Origin of the sequence: Flavobacterium sp. S87F.05.LMB.W.Kidney.N, from assembly GCF_004366435.1 — a bacterium.
Taxonomy (GTDB): Bacteria; Bacteroidota; Bacteroidia; order Flavobacteriales; family Flavobacteriaceae; genus Flavobacterium.
This window is the reverse complement of the sequence record NZ_SODX01000002.1, coordinates 445600-465518: the sequence shown is the minus strand read 5'-3', so window position 1 is coordinate 465518 and position 19919 is coordinate 445600. Positions and strand designations below refer to the sequence as shown.

The 19919-nt window shown below is 33.8% G+C and carries 13 protein-coding genes; 10 read left to right on the top strand and 3 right to left on the bottom strand.

Going from position 1 to position 19919, the window contains the following annotated elements; translation table 11 throughout:
- Positions 1-131: 131 nt before the first annotated feature.
- Complete coding sequence (glp, locus tag EDB96_RS07835) at positions 132-1304, bottom strand: gephyrin-like molybdotransferase Glp (protein WP_134140038.1); 1173 nt, start codon at positions 1302-1304, stop codon at positions 132-134.
- A 925-nt stretch (positions 1305-2229) separates the two neighbouring features.
- Between glp and EDB96_RS07830 the strand changes: the two genes are divergently transcribed.
- From EDB96_RS07830 to EDB96_RS07785, 10 genes are all read left to right on the top strand, one after another.
- Entirely contained in the window at positions 2230-5355 is a 3126-nt protein-coding gene (locus tag EDB96_RS07830; protein WP_134140036.1) for a SusC/RagA family TonB-linked outer membrane protein, read from the top strand.
- A 16-nt stretch (positions 5356-5371) separates the two neighbouring features.
- Positions 5372-6844: a RagB/SusD family nutrient uptake outer membrane protein gene (locus EDB96_RS07825; protein WP_057116592.1), complete on the top strand. Its 1473-nt coding sequence runs from the start codon at positions 5372-5374 to the stop codon at positions 6842-6844.
- Between the two features lie 31 nt (positions 6845-6875).
- Positions 6876-8798: an arylsulfatase gene (locus EDB96_RS07820; protein ID WP_134140035.1), complete on the top strand. Its 1923-nt coding sequence runs from the start codon at positions 6876-6878 to the stop codon at positions 8796-8798.
- A 98-nt stretch (positions 8799-8896) separates the two neighbouring features.
- Positions 8897-9448, top strand: a complete 552-nt coding sequence (locus EDB96_RS07815) for a DUF1254 domain-containing protein (protein ID WP_134140033.1) — start codon at positions 8897-8899, stop codon at positions 9446-9448.
- A gap of 18 nt (positions 9449-9466) precedes the next feature.
- Complete coding sequence (locus EDB96_RS07810; protein WP_134140032.1) at positions 9467-10060, top strand: DUF1214 domain-containing protein; 594 nt, start codon at positions 9467-9469, stop codon at positions 10058-10060.
- 240 nt (positions 10061-10300) lie between these two features.
- Positions 10301-11359, top strand: a complete 1059-nt coding sequence (locus EDB96_RS07805; protein WP_134140030.1) for a sterol desaturase family protein — start codon at positions 10301-10303, stop codon at positions 11357-11359.
- Between the two features lie 4 nt (positions 11360-11363).
- Complete coding sequence (locus EDB96_RS07800; protein WP_134140029.1) at positions 11364-12080, top strand: thioredoxin domain-containing protein; 717 nt, start codon at positions 11364-11366, stop codon at positions 12078-12080.
- A gap of 181 nt (positions 12081-12261) precedes the next feature.
- Positions 12262-13884 (top strand): sulfatase-like hydrolase/transferase, encoded by a 1623-nt coding sequence (locus EDB96_RS07795; protein ID WP_134140027.1) that lies wholly within the window; start codon positions 12262-12264, stop codon positions 13882-13884.
- A gap of 115 nt (positions 13885-13999) precedes the next feature.
- Positions 14000-15262, top strand: a complete 1263-nt coding sequence (locus EDB96_RS07790) for a YeiH family protein (protein ID WP_134140026.1) — start codon at positions 14000-14002, stop codon at positions 15260-15262.
- A gap of 58 nt (positions 15263-15320) precedes the next feature.
- The gene (locus EDB96_RS07785) at positions 15321-16973 is read left to right on the top strand and encodes an arylsulfatase (RefSeq protein WP_134140024.1); all 1653 of its coding nucleotides are present in this window, start codon (positions 15321-15323) and stop codon (positions 16971-16973) included.
- Positions 16974-17151: 178 nt separating this feature from the next.
- Here the strand turns inward: EDB96_RS07785 and EDB96_RS07780 are convergent, their stop codons facing one another.
- Together EDB96_RS07780 and rocD are read right to left on the bottom strand one after the other, a co-directional pair.
- Entirely contained in the window at positions 17152-18252 is a 1101-nt protein-coding gene (locus tag EDB96_RS07780; protein WP_134140022.1) for a glycosyltransferase family 2 protein, read from the bottom strand.
- Positions 18253-18445: 193 nt separating this feature from the next.
- Positions 18446-19699 (bottom strand): ornithine--oxo-acid transaminase, encoded by a 1254-nt coding sequence (gene rocD, locus EDB96_RS07775; RefSeq protein ID WP_134140019.1) that lies wholly within the window; start codon positions 19697-19699, stop codon positions 18446-18448.
- Positions 19700-19919: the final 220 nt, after the last annotated feature.

Here is a 19919-nt window from a genome sequence, read left to right as displayed (position 1 = left end):
TTTAATCGTTTTTTTGCTTCAATCTATTTTCTTCTTCTATTTTCTCTCTTCTATTTTCTCTCTTCTATTTTCTTTTCTCTATTTTCTTTTCTCTATTTTCTTTCTTCTATTTTCTTTCTTCTTAAAAAAAACTAATCAATTGGCAAAATAGTCACTAATTGTCCTTCTTTTATATTTTCTACATCTTGTTCTACAATTACCAATCCGTTTGCAATAGCAAAAGAGTTAAGCATCGCCGAACTTTGACCATCTAAAATCGTCACGTTTGTTTCGTCGTATTTTGCTTTTAAGAACAACGTCTTCCCTGTATCATTTTTGATTTCAGAATTTAGCTTTCGAACTACTTTTGGTTTATGAATTTCAGAAAAACCCATTTTATTTTTCACTGCCGGCAAAACATAAATATAAAAATTAGTCAATGACGAAGCTGGATTTCCTGGAAGTGCAAATATTAAAGTATCTTTTTTAGATCCAAAAAACATTGGTTTTCCAGGCTTCTGATTGATTTTATAAAATAGTTCTTCTACTCCATTTTTCAATAATGCTTCTTTTACAAAATCATAATCACCTACAGAAATTCCACCCGAAATTAATACGATATCATTCTTTTTTAAAATTGATTTTAATGCCTTCTTCGTGGCTTTTAGATTATCTTTTACTCTGTAAACTTTCGTTTTTTCGATTCCAATTGTCTCAAGTGCTGCCTGAAGCATAATAGAATTACTTTCGAATATTTTTCCTTTTTTTAGTTTTTTTCCAGGCTCTACTAATTCATTTCCAGTAACTAAAATACCTACTTTTGGCTTTTTATACACTTCAATTTCTGTAATTCCCAAACAAGCTAGAAATCCAATTGCGGCAGGAGTCAGCAAAGTATTAGGTTCGAAAACAACATCTCCTTTCGCAATTTGCTCTCCTTTTGCACGAACATTTGTATTTTTCTCTGGCATTTGAGCAATTAGAATTGAATCTGTATTGGCCATTACATGCTCCTGCATTACCACTGTATCAGCATCGTGTGGAACATAGGCACCAGTAAATATTCTGATGGCTTCATTTTGTTTTAGTTTGATATTGGAGTGATCTCCAGCCTGAGAAATCCCTACAATATCGTATTGATGTCTTATACTGTGCGTAAAAGCATACCCATCCATTGCAGATTGACGAAAAGGAGGCATAGAAATTGGCGAGTAAATTGTTTCTGCCACAACATAGCCTCGCGCTTTCTGTACTTTAATTTTCTGCGTTGGCATAGCATTACTATTCGCTGCTACAATTTCTAAAGCTTCTTTTACTTCTATCATTATTTATTTAGTTAAACTAAGTATAAATACTTATTACAAATATAAGTATTTAATATTAGGATGGATCAAATTTTGAATTTTCTTTTTCGTCTTTATAAAATTACTTTAATTTATTCAAAATCAACTTTAAAATTTCATTACAATTAATCTGTTTTTTAATTTGAAAAAGGTTATATGATAGTTTTTAACATTTTTTGCCTGAATATAAGACATTAAAAACCTTAAAATTGGGGTTTAAAATAATGTAAAATACTACATTTCAACCAGCAGGAAAAATTTATTTTAACAAATGTTCGAAGTATATGTTCTTTTGAAATCTCTTTAAAATAAGGGCTTAACAAATACAATAGAAGTTTAAACGTATATATAAGCGAAGTTTTTTCAAAAAAAAATCAACAAACTTTTGGTTTTTATTATATAAAAATTAACTTTGTCTATAGGATTAGTAGAGTTTAAAATAATATTTCAAACCATAAAAACTATTATTGTGAAAACAACAGAAAGCATATCGTATTACATTCTTCCTAAAAAGTACACTTATAACACTTGCTGTTATATGTGCTTCTGTTGCTAAAACCTACTTTTATTTTATTTGCTATTTGATATTCTGTTACAGCAAATTTCTTAAAAACACTATCAAAAAAATATTTACTGAATTTTACCCAAAAATCTTTCTGATGCATTTTCTGCGTTGGATGGATTCTTGAAACCACACCTATTATTCAATAATTTAAATAACTAACAACTAAAAAAACTAAAATGAAAACAATGCAAACCTGCTGCTGTAAATAAAAAAAGCCATTTCTGCGGCAACAGAAATGGCAAGGCTTAAAGAACATTTATCACTAAATCAAGAACACTTTTAGAGTGCTGTATAAACAGTGCTCAGGGCGTCTTGTTAATTACTTAAAACCAGTACAAAGAAATGAAAAAAAAGTTAAACATATACATACCGCTGTTTCTACTCTTCATAACGGCGGGAATACATGCCCAAAATACTACACCTCTTATACAGTCTAAACTTGACGGAACTGTTGTAGACGCTATTACAAATCAGCCAATTATAGGAGCATCTGTTACAATTAAAGGAACAACTCACGGCGTTGTGACAGATGCGGAAGGAAAATTTTATTTTCAGACAGGACAAAAATTTCCATATACTTTACTTGTAAGTTACATTGGATATAAAAAAGCAGAAATTATTGTTGAAAAAAATCCAGTTACCATTAGTCTTAAAGAAGAACGCCAAGAACTTGATGAATTAGTAGTTGTTGGATACGGAACTCAGAAAAGAAAAGACATTACAGGTTCTGTAGCTTCTGTGCCTAAAGCTAATTTATCTCAGGTAACTTCTTCGGCAGATAATCTTTTAAGAGGCGCTATTTCTGGCGTGGTAGTTACGCAAAGTTCTGGACGTCCTGGTGCTTCTTCTAGTGTTCGTATTCGTGGAGGAAACTCTATAACTGCTGGTAATGAACCGCTGTATGTTGTAGATGGAATCTTAATTTACAATGATAATTCTAACAGCTCTGCGGGAGTAGCTTATGCAGGTTCTAGTGTTAATGTTTTGTCAACTATCAACCCTGCCGATATTGAATCAATCGAAGTATTGAAAGATGCTTCTGCAACAGCAATTTACGGTTCTCGAGGTGCCAATGGTGTTGTCATTATTACCACTAAAAAAGGAACGAAGGGACAAGATAATATTTCGTATCAAGGTTATTTTGGATTTCAGAATATTTCGAAAAAACTTAGGATAATGAATGCCAGCGAATGGGCAAGTTTAAGAAACGATGTTCAAGCCAGTATTGGTCAGGCGCCTTCTTTTTCTGCAGCGCAGATAGAAGCCTTAAAAACTTCTGGAAATTATGACTGGCAGTCTGCGGCATTTGTAACTGCAGCACCAATACAAAGTCATAATTTGTCTTTTTCTGGAGGTGATGAAAGATCAAGATATGCCATATCTGCTGGTTATTTTGATCAAGACGGAATTGTTTTGGGTAGTGATTTTAAACGTATTTCACTTCGTGCTAACTACGAAAGAAATTATTCTCAGAATTTCAAATTTGGTGTAAATGCTAATTATACCAATTCAGTATCAAATGGTGTAGGTGCCAGCAGCAGCGGAGGAAGAAATCCAAATCCTTTAGTTGGTGTTCTATTGACTGCTCCAGTAGTGCCTATAAAAAATGACAACGGAAGTTATAATGTTACTAATAACCCGTATGCTACTTCTGTAAATGGTTATGTTCCTAACCCCATTAATGATTTAGAAAATACCACTAACGAAACTAAAATCAATAGAATTTTAACCAGCTTATTTGGTGAATACAAAATCACTAAAAAATTAACGGCTAAAGTTGCAGTAAGTGGTGATGTCATCAATACAAAGCAAAATTACTACGCTCCTGCAAACACATCAAATGGTGCAGGAACAAAAGGTTTAGCTTCTGTTGGTGAAAGAGCAGTAAGTTCTGTTTTAAATGAAAATACCTTAAACTACAATACAAATTTTGGCGAAAATCATAAATTCTCTGCTTTAGGAGGTTATACACTTCAATATACAAAAGGAGAAGTTGTGAATGCAGGAGCACAGACATTTGTAAATGATGCTAATACATACAATGCTTTGCAAGATGGTGTGCCAGTAAAACCGTACAGCGATGCTTACGAAAGTGTTTTAAAATCATGGCTGGCAAGAGTAAATTATTCTTATAAAGGAAAATACAACTTCACAGTGTCTGGACGTGCAGATGGTTCTTCTAGATTTGGTTCAGAATCACTTTGGGGTTACTTCCCTTCTGCTGGATTTTCATGGAATATTACTGACGAAGAATTTGCAAATAACATAAAAGGTGTAACAGAAGCAAAACTTAGAATTACTGCTGGAACAACAGGAAATCAGGAAATTGGAAATTATCTTTCGCTGGCTTCAATGGGTTCTGTAAACTATTCTTTTGGAGGTACATTGTATACCGGATTGGCTCCTACCCGATTGGCAAATCCAGATTTAAGATGGGAAAAAACAAATCAATATAATGTTGGATTGGATTTATCATTATTAGATCGAAAAATCAATTTTGTATTTGATGTGTATTACAAAAAAACAAAAGATTTGTTAATCAATGTACCAGTTCCATTGAGTTCGGGTTATGCAACTGTTCTTCAAAATATTGGAGGTGTTGAAAATAAAGGTCTTGAAATTGGTTTGACAACAGAAAACATCAAAACAGAAAATTTCGCTTGGAATTCAAACATCGTATTTTCTGCCAATAAAAATAAAGTTACAGAAATAGGAAATGGCGTTAATGAATTTTTCCCTGTAGTTCCAAATGGTTCTCTACTACAGCAGCAGCCTGTTATTGTAAAAGTTGGTCTGCCTTTGGGAAGCTTCTGGGGATATAAAACAAACGGGATTTTCCAAACTCAGGAAGAAGTAAATACACAGCCAAAAATTAACAGTTTAGCCAATACAAAAGTCGGAGACAGAAAATATGTGGATGCAAATGGCGACGGCGTTATCAATGCATTGGACAAAGGAAATTTAGGAACGTCTCAGCCAAAATTTGTTGGAAGTTTCAGCAACACGATATCTTATCATGATTTTGATTTAAATTTTTCTTTTCAAGGATCTTATGGCGGTAAAATTTTCAATGCTTTAAATCAGCAGTTAGAAATTTCTACGCTGGGAACAAATGCAGCATCTACTTTAAATGATCGCTGGACACCAACAAACCCAAGCAATGAAATTCCTAGGGCAACAAGTTCTCCGTTAGGAATTGTTTCTGAGCGCTATGTAGAAGATGCTTCCTTCTTAAGATTAAAATTAATCACATTAGGATATACTTTACCAAAAAGCGTTTCTAAAAAATTAGGAACAAAAAGCGTGAAATTTTATATCTCAGCAGAAAACCTAATTACGTGGACAAAATACACTGGTTATGATCCAGAGGTAAGTTCATACGAACAAAACAACTTATATCCGGGAATTGATTTTGGTTCTTATCCAAACTCTAAAACATTCATCTCGGGCTTGAACGTAACTTTCTAAGTAAAAAAAATATAAAATGAAAAAGATTATTATAACATTCCTTTTTAGTGCCGGTTTACTTGTATCGTGCACGGAACTAGAGGTAACGCCTACCTCTTTTGTAACAGAAGACAATTACTTTATAACCCAGGATGATGCTGTAGCTAGTGTAACTGCAGTTTACGCTTCGTTAAGTATTGATCCGGGAGAGCAGAGTTTGTTTGGAAGAAACCTTTATTTCTTAACAGATATGGGTTCAGATTATGCTGCAGCTGGAGTTTCTGCCACAAATCCGCAAGTTAGAGCAATGAGCAGTTTAACGCATGATGCAACAAATGACCGTGTTCAAGTAGCTTGGAGACAAATTTACAATGGAATCAACAGAGCGAATGTGTCGATTGATAATATACCGAAAGTAGCTGGAAATGAAGTAATCAAAACTAGACTAATCAATGAAGCAAAATTCATACGAGGATTGTTGTACTTTCAAGCAGTGCGTCTTTGGGGCGGTGTTCCAATTGTTTTACACGAAGCAAAATCTATTAATTTAGGAGACTTAAAAACCAACCGAGCAACTGTAGAAGAAGTTTATACTCAGATTATTCAAGACTTGACTGATGCTGAAGCTTTACCTCCTACTTACACTGCTGCAGATGCCGGCCGTGCAACTTCTGGAGCTGCAAAAGCAATTTTGGCAAAAGTTTATTTGACGAGAAAAGACTGGCCAAATGCAATTTTAAAAGCTAGAGAAGTAATTAACGGCGGATATGGTTATGCTTTGTTTGAAGATTTTCAAGATATCTTCACAAAAACTAAAAAGAACGGAAAAGAGCATATTTTTTCTGTTCAGTTTGAACCTAATCAAGCAGGAAACGGATCTAGCGGAAGTACTTTTCAATCAACATCATTTACTGGATTTACGGCAACAGAACCAGCAGATATTATCTCAGACGTAGCATTGTTTTATGACATTTATGCGCCTGGAGACAAAAGAAGAGATGTGAGTTACGCTAAACAATTGTTGAATCCGACAACTGGAACGCTATACACATTTCCGAAACCAATTTTCAAAAAATACTTGGATTTAACCAATTTGGCAACGCCTGGAAATGTCGCTATTAACTTTCCAATTATTCGTTATGCCGATATCTTATTGTCTTTAGCGGAAGCGATAAATGAACAAAGCGGACCAACTGCAGAAACTTACGAATTAATCAATCAGGTACGAAGAAGAGCTTTTGGAAAGCCGATTACGACTCCAGATGCAGCTGTTGATTTGGCTGGGCTAAACCAGACAACGTTTAGAGCGGCAATTCAGGAAGAACGTAAAAAAGAATTTGTTCAGGAAGGACAGCGCTGGTTCGACTTGGTAAGATGGGGAACTCTGGTTACTGAAGTGAAAAAAGTAACGGCTAAAAATTCGGTTTCAGAAAGAAATAATCTTTATCCAATTCCTCAAAGCGAACGAAATATTAACCCTGACGGTTTACCTCAAAACCCTGGATATTAATCTAAAAAGTAACTAAAAAAACTATAAAATCATGAAAAAATTAAATAACCTTTTAAACAAAAGTCCAAAAACGGGGCTTTTGTTTACCGCTTTTCTAGCCGTCCAGATCGGGTTTGCACAAGAAAACACAGAATTTAAAGGGACTGTCGGCAAAACTTTAGCTGATTCTAAAGAATATTGGCCAGAACCAGTAAAAGCTCCAAAAGGTGCTCCAAATATTGTTTGGATTTTATTGGATGATGTTGGATTTGGTGCTGCAAGTACTTTTGGAGGTTTAATCAATACACCTACTTTTGATAATCTGGCTAATAATGGTTTACGTTATACGAATTTCCATACTACTGCAATTTGTGCTCCAACACGTGCTGCATTACTAACAGGAAGAAATTCAGGAAGAGTTCACGTAAGCGGATTTTCTCACACTATTTTATCGGCTGGTTTCCCAGGATGGGACGGAAGAATTCCTTCTGATAAAGGAACAATCGCTGAGATTTTACGTGAAAACGGATACAATACTTTTGCCGTTGGTAAATATGGCGTAACACCAGACGAAGATGCTACAGATGCAGGTCCGTTTGACAGATGGCCGACAGGAAAAGGTTTCGATCATTTTTACGGATTTTTGGGTTCACAGACGGATCAATACAATCCTGATTTGGTTGAAGATCAAGTTCATATTAAACCTGACGGACGTCATTTAAATGAATTAATTACAGACAAAGCAATCAGCTATATTCAAAAACAACAAAAAGCCGCACCTGGAAAACCATTCTTTTTATACTACGCACCGGGAGCAGCGCACGCACCTCATCAAGTTGCTACAAAATGGAGCGATCCTTATAAAGGAAAATTTGACGAAGGTTATGATGTTTACCGCGAAAAAGTAATTGCAAACCAAAAGAAATTAGGTGTTATTCCTACTAATGCGGTGTTGCCAGAACGCAACCCACTAATTACAGATTGGAAAAAACTGACTCCAGAGCAAAAGAAAGTTTACGCTAGATTTATGGAAGTTTACGCTGGTTTCTTGACTTATACTGATTATGAAGTTGGAAGAGTTGTAAATTATTTAAAAGAAAGCGGACAGCTTGACAATACTTTGATTTTTGTAGCAATTGGAGATAACGGAGCTAGTAAAGAAGGAACTACAGAAGGAACAATCAATCAAAGTTTGTTTTCTCAAGGTGTATCTGACGAGGAAAATTTGAAGAAAAACTTAGCGAATATTGATGAAATTGGTACACCAAAAGGGTTAAATACCAATTATCCGTTAGGATGGGCTCAAGCAACAAATGTTCCGTTTAAAAACTGGAAACAAGATGCACAATCTGAAGGAGGAACACATAATCCATTAATTGTTTTTTATCCAAACGGAATTAAAGACAAAGGCGGTATTAGAAATCAATACAGCCACGTAACCGATTTGCTTCCAACAACATTGGATATTGTGGGAATTAAAGCTCCAGAATACATCAAAGGAATCAAGCAAGATATTATTCAAGGTTCTTCATTCCAGGCCTCATTAGATAATCCGAAAGCAGAATCTTTACACAAAATTCAATATTACTATATCTTCGGAAACAGAGCAATTTATAAAGATGGATGGAAAGCCGGAGCAGCGCATCTTCCAGATTCGTTTGCCGTGAAAAAAGCTTTTGGTAAAAATGAAAAACCTGCACCAAGCAATTTCGATACTGATGTTTGGGAATTGTACAACTTAAACGAAGATTTTAACGAGCGTAATAATCTTGCGAAAAAATATCCTGAGAAACTTGCTGAACTTCAAAAATTGTTTGATGAACAGGCAAAAGAAAACAACGTTTACCCGTTAATAGACTGGCAGGATGTGTACAACAGACGAATCCATAATACAGGAGCCGATAAAGGAAAAACAGTTTCTGATTTGATTAAACAAGTAACTAAATCTGGAGATACAGAAAGTACTTCTAAATAAGAATTACCAAACCTGCAAGACTTTCCAAATCTTGCAGGTTCTCAATCTCAACAAATTATTTTAGAAGATTTGAAAATCATTAACTAAAAAAATAAATTATGGCAGCAACAAAACCAATTATCAAAAAAAGCATTTTTGCCTTGGTGCTTGTAGTAATCGCAGTCACTTTTTACTACTTAACAATATGGGCAACTCCCTATTATGTGCAAAGTAAATTTGCAGAAAAAAGTGCCGGTTACGTAAATGTGCCAAGATTTGGAGATCAGCCAAATGCAGAAAACAGCAGAGTAATTCCGCTTCCAAATCCTGATTTCTTGTATTCTACAATTAATTATGATTTGAAAGAGAATGTATTAAAAATCTCTGGCGTTGTTCCTGATTCTACTTATTGGTCAATATCTGCATACCAAGAAAATACAACCAATTATTTTGTAGAAAACGAAGAAAAAGTAAAAGCAAAATTTGAATATTATTTAGCTCTAGAAGGAAGTACTTCAGAAGTTTTAAAAAATGTTCCGAAAGAAAAAATCATTTACAGTCCAACGACAAAAGGATTGATTCTGTTTCGTTATTTAGTTTCAAAAGCGTATCCCGTAAAAACGCTGGCCGAATTACAGCATGGCGTTACGGTAGAGAAATTAGCGAAGTAATTTTAAAATCAAATAAAAATGGCTTTAAATCAAAAAATTAAAAAAATAGCAATCGGATTAGGATTAATTCTTTTAGCTGTAGTTTTAGGAAGCGGCATTGGTATTTATAATATCAAATCAGGAAAAAGTGATTCACAGCGCAAAATTGGAAACTGGCAGACAGTTGATAAAGACAAAGACCTCAACACAGCTGATTTGCTGACAATTGCACAAGTAGCAGTTTACGGACCTTATGCATTGACTAAAAAAGAAGTGATTTACCTGAGTACAAATACAGACAGCGAAGGAAATGCATTAGACCCAAAATCGGATTATGTGATTAACGGAAAAAAACTTGATGCAAAATACTGGAGCATTACGGCTTATGATGAAAATGGTTTTTTAATTAAAAACCCAATCAACAAATACGGCTATAATCTTGAAGATGTAAAATATGAGGCCGACAGCACTTCTTATAAAATCAACCTTTCGGGTACAGAAAAAAAAGAAAACTGGCTTCCTATTAACAATGTTCAAAAAACGAGTTTGATCATTCGTTTGTATTTACCATCAGAAAAATTGAGAGAAAATTTAACCGTTGAAACACTTCCAACCATTCAAAAAGTGAAGTAAAACAACAAATTCTAACAAATTAATGAAAAAATAAAAAATAAAACTCTACTAAATCCATAGAATTAGAAGTTAAATTATTTATTTTTACATTAAAGAATTAAAATTCAAAAAGATATGAAACGAGTAGATTATGAAATCATAGGGAAAAAGATTGTCGTTGGGGCAATCCTATTTTTAGTTCCGCTGGTAATTTTAGCTGGAGGATTAGCATTAATTAATCAATTTTTAAAATAAGAAATCATGGCAATAGTTCAAAAAGAAAAATTAACAAGAGATTTAACGATAAGTTTTTTCATCTATTCATTGCCGGTATTGGCAATTTACCTTTACTTTAAACTAACAGGCGGATCAGTAACTGATTCTCATATTGCGCTTCCTGGATTTTTAGAATTCGCAAAACCTGCTTTTGAAAATATCCGCACTTGGGGATTAACAGTTTTTATGCTGGTTTTGGGAGTTATCGAATTTGCTGCAGGTTTGTACGATGACGAATGGACAGGCGAAGAACGTAAAATTGATATCGTTTGTTTTTTAGCTCCAAAATTACTTTTACCGCCGGTAATTGCCTTTTTTAGTTTAACAGCTTTGCCTTATTTACTTCCAAATCTGTCAAATGCATTGGCATGGGTTCCGTTTTGGGGAGGGTTTTTCTTAATTGCTATTGCAGACGATTTAACGCAGTATTGGTATCATAGACTGCACCACCAAGTTCCGTTTTTATGGCGTTTTCATAGAACACATCACTCAGCTCCATATATGGGAATGGCGATGGCTTCTAGACAAAACTTTATTTATACAGTATTCTTCTCTCAAATTTATTTGACAGCAACGTTAACGTATTTAGGTTTAGGATTACCAGCTTTATTTGTTTTAGTAATCAAAAGTTTCATCACTTTGGGCGCACATTCAAGTATTGCTTGGGATAAACCATTTTACAAATACAAAGTTTTGCATCCAATTGCATGGGTTTTAGAAAGATTGATTTCTACTCCAGCAACCCACCACGCACACCACGCAGATACAAGCGGAGATGGCGTTGGACATTTTAAAGGAAACTTCGGAAACATGTTTTTTATCTGGGATGTAATCTTCGGAACTGGATTAATCACTCGTAAATTCCCAGAATCATACGGAACAAAATCATACAAACAAGAAGAATGGTACGCACAATTTTTATGGCCAATTTTCAAGTCTAAAAAAGAAGGAAGTTCTCTTGCAGAAGGTGTATTGTCACTACCAATAAAAGCCAAACCAGTTTCTGAAGAACAACCGCAAGCTCCGGTACTAGAACAAGCGTAATGGTATGAGAAATAAAATCTTAAAAACCAGTATAACAGCAATTGCCTTTGTATGGGCAGTTGCTGCTTTTTCGCAAAATGAAAATCATAGTTCATTATCGTTAGATTCATTTTATTCGAAAATAAAAAGTCAAAAAAATCCGCAGATTGTAGACGCGCGAACGCCAGAAGAATTTGCTTTAAATCATATTGAAGGTGCTGTAAATTTCAACCTACAATCTGAAAATTATGACCAATATGTGGCTAAACTAGATAAATCGAAACCTGTTTTTATCTATTCTATTGGAGCCGGCAGAAGTGTTATTTTAGAAAAAGAATTACTAAAAACAGGATTTTCAGAAGCGTATAGCTTAGAAGGCGGTATTGCAAATTGGATTGGCGGCGGAAAACCGTTTTATTCCAATCTTAAAAGCAAATTATCCTTAAAAGAATTCAATAAAATAATTGCAGATAACAAAACGGTTTTAGTAGATATTGGCTCCAAATATTGTGGTCCGTGTAAAAAAGTAAAACCTGTTTTAGAAACGATTAGAGGAGAATATGGTTCGAATTTAAAAATCGTAGAAATTGAATTAGAAGACAGTCCGCAGGTTATTGCAGATTTAAAAACAATTAAAATTTTTCCAACTTTACTCTTATACCAAGATGGAAAAATTGTGTTTAAAAAAGAAGGCATCAGCGATTTAAAAAATGAAGTTGATGTTGCATTGGCTTCGAAATAATACTTGATTTTTTACTTCTGAAGAAGTTCATCTAATTAACTAAAACACATCCGCTTTATGTCAGGCTGAGCGAAGTCGAAGCCACGCTATCAAAATCGACAATATTTGAAAGACCACTTTTAAAGATTCTTCGAAATGAAAAAATGCGCATAAAATTCAAAAATAACTAACCAAAACCAATATGCCAGCATATAAAAAAATAACCAAGATCGTTATACCCATTTTAATTATACTGCTTATTCTGGCAGCCTTTCTATTTTGGCCTATTAATACTAATGAAACACTAGTAAAAGAAGATCAAAAACTTGCCGAAGGCAAAAAAGAATTTTTAGCATCAAAAGCTGCTGCAGATTCCGTTTCTGGAAAAAAGACCAATATTATTATTCTTTTAGCCGATGATTTAGGCAAATATGATATTTCGCTCTACGGCGGAAAGTCGACTCCAACACCACAGATTGATTCTCTGGCAGCATCCGGAGTTACATTTACAGATGGATATGCATCGGCTGCGATTTGTTCGCCTTCGAGAGCTGGATTAATAACAGGAAGATATCAGGAACGTTTTGGACATGAATATCAGCCGGGAGATCGTTATCCTAAAAATAACTTAGAATATTATGCTTTTAAATATTTGCTTGATACCAATAATTGGAAATTAAATGATAAGATCGAATATCCAAATGACGCCTCTATTGCAACGCAGGGTTTGCCAAAATCTGAAATTACTTTTGCCGATTTAGCCAAAAGACAAGGTTACAGCACCGGTATTATCGGGAAATGGCATTTGGGACATAACAAAGGATTTTTTCCGCTGGATAGAGGTTTCGATTACCATTACGGATTTTATCAGGCTTTTTCATTATATGCTCCAGAAGACAATAATCCTGATATTATCAACCATCATCATAAAGATTTTACCGATAAAACGATTTGGGGAAAAGGCCGTGTAGGAATTGGACAAATTCGCCGAGACAACACCATAATTGATGAAAAAGCGTATTTAACAGAAAAATTTGCTGACGAAGCTGAAGCTTTTATCGATAAAAATAAAGACAAACCTTTCTTGCTGTACATTCCTTTTAATGCACCACACACGCCATTTCAGGTTCGAAAAAAATATTACGATCGTTTTCCGAATGTAAAAGACGAGAATAAACGTGTTTATTTTGCGATGATCAGCGCTTTGGATGATGCGATTGGCAGAATTCGTGCAAAAGTGAAAAAAGAAGGTTTAGAAGATAATACTTTAATCATTTTTGCCAGTGATAATGGCGGCGCCGATTATACTTTTGCGACAACAAATGCACCGTTAAAAGGCGGTAAATTTTCTCATTTTGAAGGCGGTATAAATGTTCCTTTTGCACTTTCGTGGAAAGGGAAAATCAAACCAAATACGGTTTACAAAAAACCGGTTAGTACTTTAGATTTTTTCACCACAATTGCCGCAGCCATACATTCTGATTTACCAAAAGATAGAGTTTATGACGGGGTAGATTTAGTTGCAACAGTAAATGAAAATAAAACAGCCCATAAAGATTTGTATTGGCGCTCGGGCGATGCAAAAGCGATTAGAAGCGGCGACTGGAAATTAATCATTAGCGGCAAAACACATGAAAATTGGCTGTATAATCTTGCTTCTGATAAATTTGAAACAACAGATCTTGCGCAGAAAAATCCAGAAAAGGTAAAAGAATTGCAAACTGCTTTACAAACTTGGGAAAAAGGTTTGATTGATCCGCTTTGGCCAAATCTAACCTATTATGAATTTGATTTTGGAAAACAAAAATACTTTGTAGATCTCTAATCATCCTTATACAAACCCGACAGGTTTTAAAAAGCTGTCGGGTTTAATCTAAAATTCAAATCTAAAATTAATACCTACGAGGTTTTGAAAACCTTGCAGGAAAGAAAGCATTTAAATGTCAACCTCAACAAAACAATTTAATATTCACGAAGATTGGACTGTCGTCATTCTCGGTTTTCTTATTATCGGAATATCTCTTTTTATTTTCCTTCCACAAGTTCCTGTTTTCAAATGGACAAACGGAGCTGATTTAATCACTATTGTATTCGAAATAAAAAACCTCCAAATTATTGGTTTTCAATTTATTTATTTTATTTCAATCGGACTTATCGGAACTTTTCTAGTGGGAAAATCAATTAAAAATTTCCTATTCACATTTCCAGTAATTTATATTCTAACTATTCTTGCACTAATAATTGCAGGAAATACAGAAGTTAAAGCATTAAATCTAGAAGCTGTAATTTTCAGTTTACTAATCGGATTAATAATTGGGAATTTTTTCAAACTTCCAGAATGGTTTCGTTCTGCTTTGTCAACCGAACTCTTTGTCAAAATCGGGCTCGTTTTGTTGGGAACTAGTGTTATTTTTTCAGATATTTTAAAAGCAGGGTCTTTAGGTTTAATTCAGGCTTTAGTGGTTGTTTTATCCGTTTGGTATTTTGCATTCTGGCTTTGCAAAAAGTTAAAAGTAGATGAAGAATTAACAATGATGATTTCGAGTGCTGTTTCTATCTGCGGTGTTTCTGCGGCCATAGCAACTTCGGGTGCAATAAAAGGAGATTCTAAAAAATTATCTTATGTAATTTCGATGGTTTTGGTTACCGCCATTCCGATGATGATTTTTATGCCCATAGTTGCCAGTCATTTTAATTTTCCCGAAGAAGTTACCGGAGCCTGGCTTGGCGGGAGTATTGATACTTCTGGAGCGGTTGTAGCATCTGGGACATTGGTGGGAGAAACAGCTTTAAAAATAAGTACAATTGTAAAATTTTCGCAGAATGTTTTACTGGGTTTAGCTGCTTTTGCCATTTCCATTTATTGGACTTACACACATAATCAATCTGCTGAAGTAAAGAATTCTAAACCAACATTGGGTGTAATTTGGGAACGCTTTCCAAAGTTTGTCATTGGCTTTATCGGGGCATCAATTGTTTTTTCATTTTTTGTAGCTCCTGAAACTCGAGAAGTACTAAAAGAAAGTTTGAAAAACCTACAGGGACTTTGGTTTGCTCTGGCCTTTACAAGTATTGGTTTAGAAACTAATTTTAAAGATTTACTGCAACATAATAGCAGAAAACCTTTAATAGCATTTTTAACGGCTCAATTATTCAATATTATTATCACATTGATTATCGCTTTTTTACTTTTTAAGCCTTAAAAATCTTCACTTTACAAAAATATCCAAGATAAAATTTTGACTAGTAAATTATAATAACATGAATAAAAGAATAAACATTTTATTTTCCGTTTTACTGACAGGAATAATAGGTTCTTATAAAACCAATGCCCAAACTGCATCTTCTAAACCAAACGTAATTTTGATTATGGTGGACGATATGGGCTATTCGGATTTAGGAAATTATGGTTCTGAAATTAAAACACCAAATCTGGATCGCTTAGCAAAAGAAGGAACACGCCTTCGCGAATTTTATAACAACTCGATTTGCGCGCCAACCAGAGCTTCTTTATTAACGGGACAATATCAGCATAAAGCTGGAGTTGGGTATTTTGATGTGAATTTAGGTTTACCAGCCTATCAGGGTTATTTAAATAAAGAATCTTTAACTCTCGGCGAAGTTTTCCGCTCTGGAGGTTACAGCACTTTGATGTCTGGAAAATGGCACGTAGGTTCTGAAGATCAATCGCAATGGCCAAACCAAAGAGGCTTTGACAAGTTTTATGGAATTTTAAAAGGTGCTTCAAATTATTTTGATACTAAACCGCTTCCGTTTGGAAAAACGCCTTATCCTGTAAAAATGATTCGAAATAATGAAGAGCTGCATCCAAAAGATGATTCGTATTACTTTACAGATGAAATTGGAAATAATGCGGTTACCTTCTTAGACGAACAAAATAAAGAAAACAAACCTTTCTTTTTATATCTCGCTTTTACTGCGCCTCACTGGCCGCTGCAGGCAAAACCTGTTGATATTGCTAAATACAGAGGGAAATTTGATGAAGGCTGGGATGCTTTACGAGAAAAAAGAATTCAAAAATTAAGAGAGAACGGAATTTTACTTCCAGGACAGACTATCGCACCAAGAGATCCTGAAGTTCCAGAATGGGATAAATTGACCTATGACGAAAAGCAATTTTGGAAAGCTAAAATGGAAGTTTACGCCGCAATGGTAGACAATATGGACCAAAATGTTGGGAAAGTTTTAGAAAAACTTAAAGCTTTGAAAAAAGACAAAAACACTCTGATTATTTTTATTGCAGATAATGGTGCACAAGGCGGTTTCAACACTTACAATCCATTGAGAAGAGGTTTGGTTCGTAACGACGGACCAGTTGGAACTTCTGGTTCTTTTGATTATCAAGAACAAAACTGGGCTTATTTATCGAATACTCCATTGCAGGATTATAAAAATAATATGCACGAAGGGGGTTTCAGTTCTCCATTTATTGCATGGTATCCATCCAAAATTAAAGCTGGTAGAATTGATAAAGGAACTGGACACATTATTGACCTTGCTCCTACTTTTTACGAATTGGCTGGAATTGAATATCCTAAAAACCTTAATGGTGTAAATTCTAATCCGCTTCCAGGGAAAAGTTTACTGCCAGTATTATTTGAAAATGCTTCTGAAGTAAACAGAGGTGCACCGTTATTCTGGGAAAGAGCTGGAAATAGAGCTGTTAGAGAAGGAAAATGGAAATTGGTTTCTATTTATCCGTCGTACCAATGGGAACTTTATGATCTTGAAAAAGACCGAGGCGAAACAACAAATGTCGCAGCTCAAAATCCAGGAATTGTAAATGATCTTTCTGCAAAATACTTTGACTGGGCAGATAAAACTGGAGTTGTTGAATACAGCAAATTCAAACAAAAAGAAGAACTGATCCCTGGAGCAGTGCCTAAGAAATAATTACTTTTTTTGATATTTTTAGTAATTATACCAAAAGCGATTGTTGTAAAATAGTCGCTTTTAAATAAAAATGGTGTACAAAAAAAAGCAGCAATTTATTTGCTGCTTTTTATTTTTATCTCTTACGATAATAAAATCTCTAAAACAATATGGAACTTAAATTTCTGCTCTTAAATATTTAATTCCATTTAAATAGAAAAGTCTTTTTTTCTTCCATCACAGAAGCAAAATATTGACGATTATGCAGTACTGATTTATGATTTATTTTAAACTTTCCAGCTTCTTCATTATGAAAAATTGCTTGCTCAATGTCACTAATTTTATCATAGCAAACTGCTAATTCTATATGAGGAATAAAATTCCAGCATTCTGTGGTTGTTGTAGCAATATCATTTTGAGGAAATTCTAAACCAAGGATAAATTTGTACCAGTAAATAGCTTTTTTAAAATCTCCTTTACTTTGAAAAATACCTGCAATCTCACAACAGGTTTCTGCTCTAGGATTATCAAAAGTGAAACTATAAAATAATGCCTTTAACGCATCATCCAATTTACCTTGTTTTTTGAGAATTTTTCCAATTTCCAAGCAGGCGTAAACAAAATCATCAGAAGATCCTTTTTGGGTTTCTAAAAACTTTGTAAAATAGTTTTCTGCTTCAGCATACATTTCATGATCCCTCAACTCTCTCGCATAATAAAAAAGCGATCTCGGTGAAAAATAATCACCTCTCTCAACCATTTCTTTATAAATCTTTAAGTTTCTATCTGAAGAAGAAGATACTCTTTTGTGGGTTACAGCAATTTCCGAAACTAAATAATTACCACCGTATTCTATATACTCATGAACGGGATCATTCCATTTATAATTGTTCTCTCTCTTAACCAATCTTTCTCTATAAAATGAAAACAATGGATTATTATTCTCATCTACTGAATAATTATACTTCATTAAAACCATATCTGTTTCTAATGAAAGCGTTTCTTTTAATTCTAAAAATAAAACTTGATCTTTCTCAACAAAAATATCATCTGCGTCAAGCCAAAATTGATAATCTTTTGTTGCTTTAGAAAAAGCAAAATTTCTGGCATCTGCAAAATTATTTGTCCATTTAAAATCATAAACTTTATCTGTAAATGAATATGCAATATCTTTTGTTTTATCTGTTGAACCTGTATCGATTATAATAATTTCATCTACAAGATGTTTTACAGAGTTTAAACATCTTGCTAATAACTGTTCTTCATTCTTCACAATCATGCAAAGGCTTATTGTAATCATAATAACTCAAATTAGTTTAAACATTGTTTTTAAAAATTTGAGAGCAAAATTATACCTTCAACCCATTTAAGACTACCCCTAAAAGACTGAATAATAACAGAATAATGTTTTTTTTTCTTGAATATCATTTAAAAAAAAAACATACCCAAAGTATGAGTATGTTTTTTATATAACTGAAAAATAGGTTTATAGATTAAATCTTAAATTCATTTAAAGATTTCTCAATAATCTCCAGACATTCATTAATTTGCTCTTCTGTCATAACCAAAGGCGGAGCTAATCTAATTTTATTTCCGTGAGTTGGTTTTGCTAATAATCCGTTGTCTCTAAATTTTAAGCAGATTTCCCACGCTAAATCAGAGTGTTCATCGGTGTTGATTACAATTGCATTCAAAAGTCCTTTTCCGCGGACAAGTGTAATTAAATTATTTTTTTCAGCGATTTTATTTAATCCATCTCTTAAAATAATTCCCAAACGTTCTGCATTTTCAGCAAGTTTCTCATCTTTAATTACTTCTAGAGCAGCAATGGCAACAGCAGCAGCAACAGGATTTCCACCAAAAGTAGATCCGTGTTGTCCTGGTTTAATAACATTCATAATTTCGTCGTTACACAAAACAGCCGAAACTGGATAAACACCGCCAGAAATTGCTTTTCCTAGAATTAAAATATCTGGCTGCACATTTTCATGATGAACGGCTAATAATTTCCCTGTACGTGCAATTCCGGTTTGAACCTCATCTGCAATAAAAAGTACATTGTGTTTTTCACAAAGGGCTTTTGCTTTTGCTAAATAACCTTCAGAAGGAACATACACTCCCGCTTCCCCTTGAATTGGCTCTACTAAAAATCCAGCAATATTTTTTGATGAATTTAAAGCATTTTCAAGAGCTTCAAGATTATCGTATTCAATTTTTATAAAACCATCTGTAAAAGGTCCGAAGTTTTTACGGGCTGTTTCATCGTTTGAGAAAGAAATAATGGTAGTGGTTCTTCCGTGAAAATTATTCTCACACACAATAACCTGCGCTTGATTTTCAGGAATTCCTTTTACTTCATACGCCCATTTTCTGCAAACTTTAAGTGCTGTTTCAACGGCTTCAGCTCCAGTATTCATGGGAAGAACTTTATCAAATCCAAAATAATTGGTTACATATTCTTCGTAATTTCCTAATTTATCATTGTAAAAAGCACGAGAAGTCAAAGTTAGTTTTTGCGCTTGCTCTATCATTGCGTTCACAATTTTTGGATGACAATGACCTTGATTTACTGCAGAATAAGCCGATAAAAAATCATAATATTTTTTGCCGTCAACATCCCAAACGTAAACTCCTTCTCCGCGTTCTAAAACTACTGGAAGCGGATGGTAATTGTGAGCTCCATATCTATTTTCTTTTTCGATCAAAATTTCTGATTTTGATGAAAGTGCTTTTTCTGTACTTATCATAATCTGCTTTTTATTTTTACAAAAATATTAAAATTAAATTAATTTTCGACTATAAAATTATATTTTGACTCAAAAATAACAAAATTAAAGTCAAAAATTATTTTTTTCAGCATTTAAAAAGCTATATTCATTTTAATACATTTTATATTTTATTCTCCCTTTATTAAAAAAAATAGTTACTTTTATAAATCACAAAGACCGAATTTATTAAACGATTTTA

Bases quoted from the DNA above. Each gene is read 5' to 3' on its own strand.
- glp (WP_134140038.1), bottom strand. From the start codon at position 1,304: ATGATAGAAGTAAAAGAAGCTTTAGAAATTGTAGCAGCGAATAGTAAT.
- EDB96_RS07830 (WP_134140036.1), top strand. From the start codon at position 2,230: ATGAAAAAAAAGTTAAACATATACATACCGCTGTTTCTACTCTTCATA.
- EDB96_RS07825 (WP_057116592.1), top strand. From the start codon at position 5,372: ATGAAAAAGATTATTATAACATTCCTTTTTAGTGCCGGTTTACTTGTA.
- EDB96_RS07820 (WP_134140035.1), top strand. From the start codon at position 6,876: ATGAAAAAATTAAATAACCTTTTAAACAAAAGTCCAAAAACGGGGCTT.
- EDB96_RS07815 (WP_134140033.1), top strand. From the start codon at position 8,897: ATGGCAGCAACAAAACCAATTATCAAAAAAAGCATTTTTGCCTTGGTG.
- EDB96_RS07810 (WP_134140032.1), top strand. From the start codon at position 9,467: ATGGCTTTAAATCAAAAAATTAAAAAAATAGCAATCGGATTAGGATTA.
- EDB96_RS07805 (WP_134140030.1), top strand. From the start codon at position 10,301: ATGGCAATAGTTCAAAAAGAAAAATTAACAAGAGATTTAACGATAAGT.
- EDB96_RS07800 (WP_134140029.1), top strand. From the start codon at position 11,364: ATGAGAAATAAAATCTTAAAAACCAGTATAACAGCAATTGCCTTTGTA.
- EDB96_RS07795 (WP_134140027.1), top strand. From the start codon at position 12,262: ATGCCAGCATATAAAAAAATAACCAAGATCGTTATACCCATTTTAATT.
- EDB96_RS07790 (WP_134140026.1), top strand. From the start codon at position 14,000: ATGTCAACCTCAACAAAACAATTTAATATTCACGAAGATTGGACTGTC.
- EDB96_RS07785 (WP_134140024.1), top strand. From the start codon at position 15,321: ATGAATAAAAGAATAAACATTTTATTTTCCGTTTTACTGACAGGAATA.
- EDB96_RS07780 (WP_134140022.1), bottom strand. From the start codon at position 18,252: ATGATTACAATAAGCCTTTGCATGATTGTGAAGAATGAAGAACAGTTA.
- rocD (WP_134140019.1), bottom strand. From the start codon at position 19,699: ATGATAAGTACAGAAAAAGCACTTTCATCAAAATCAGAAATTTTGATC.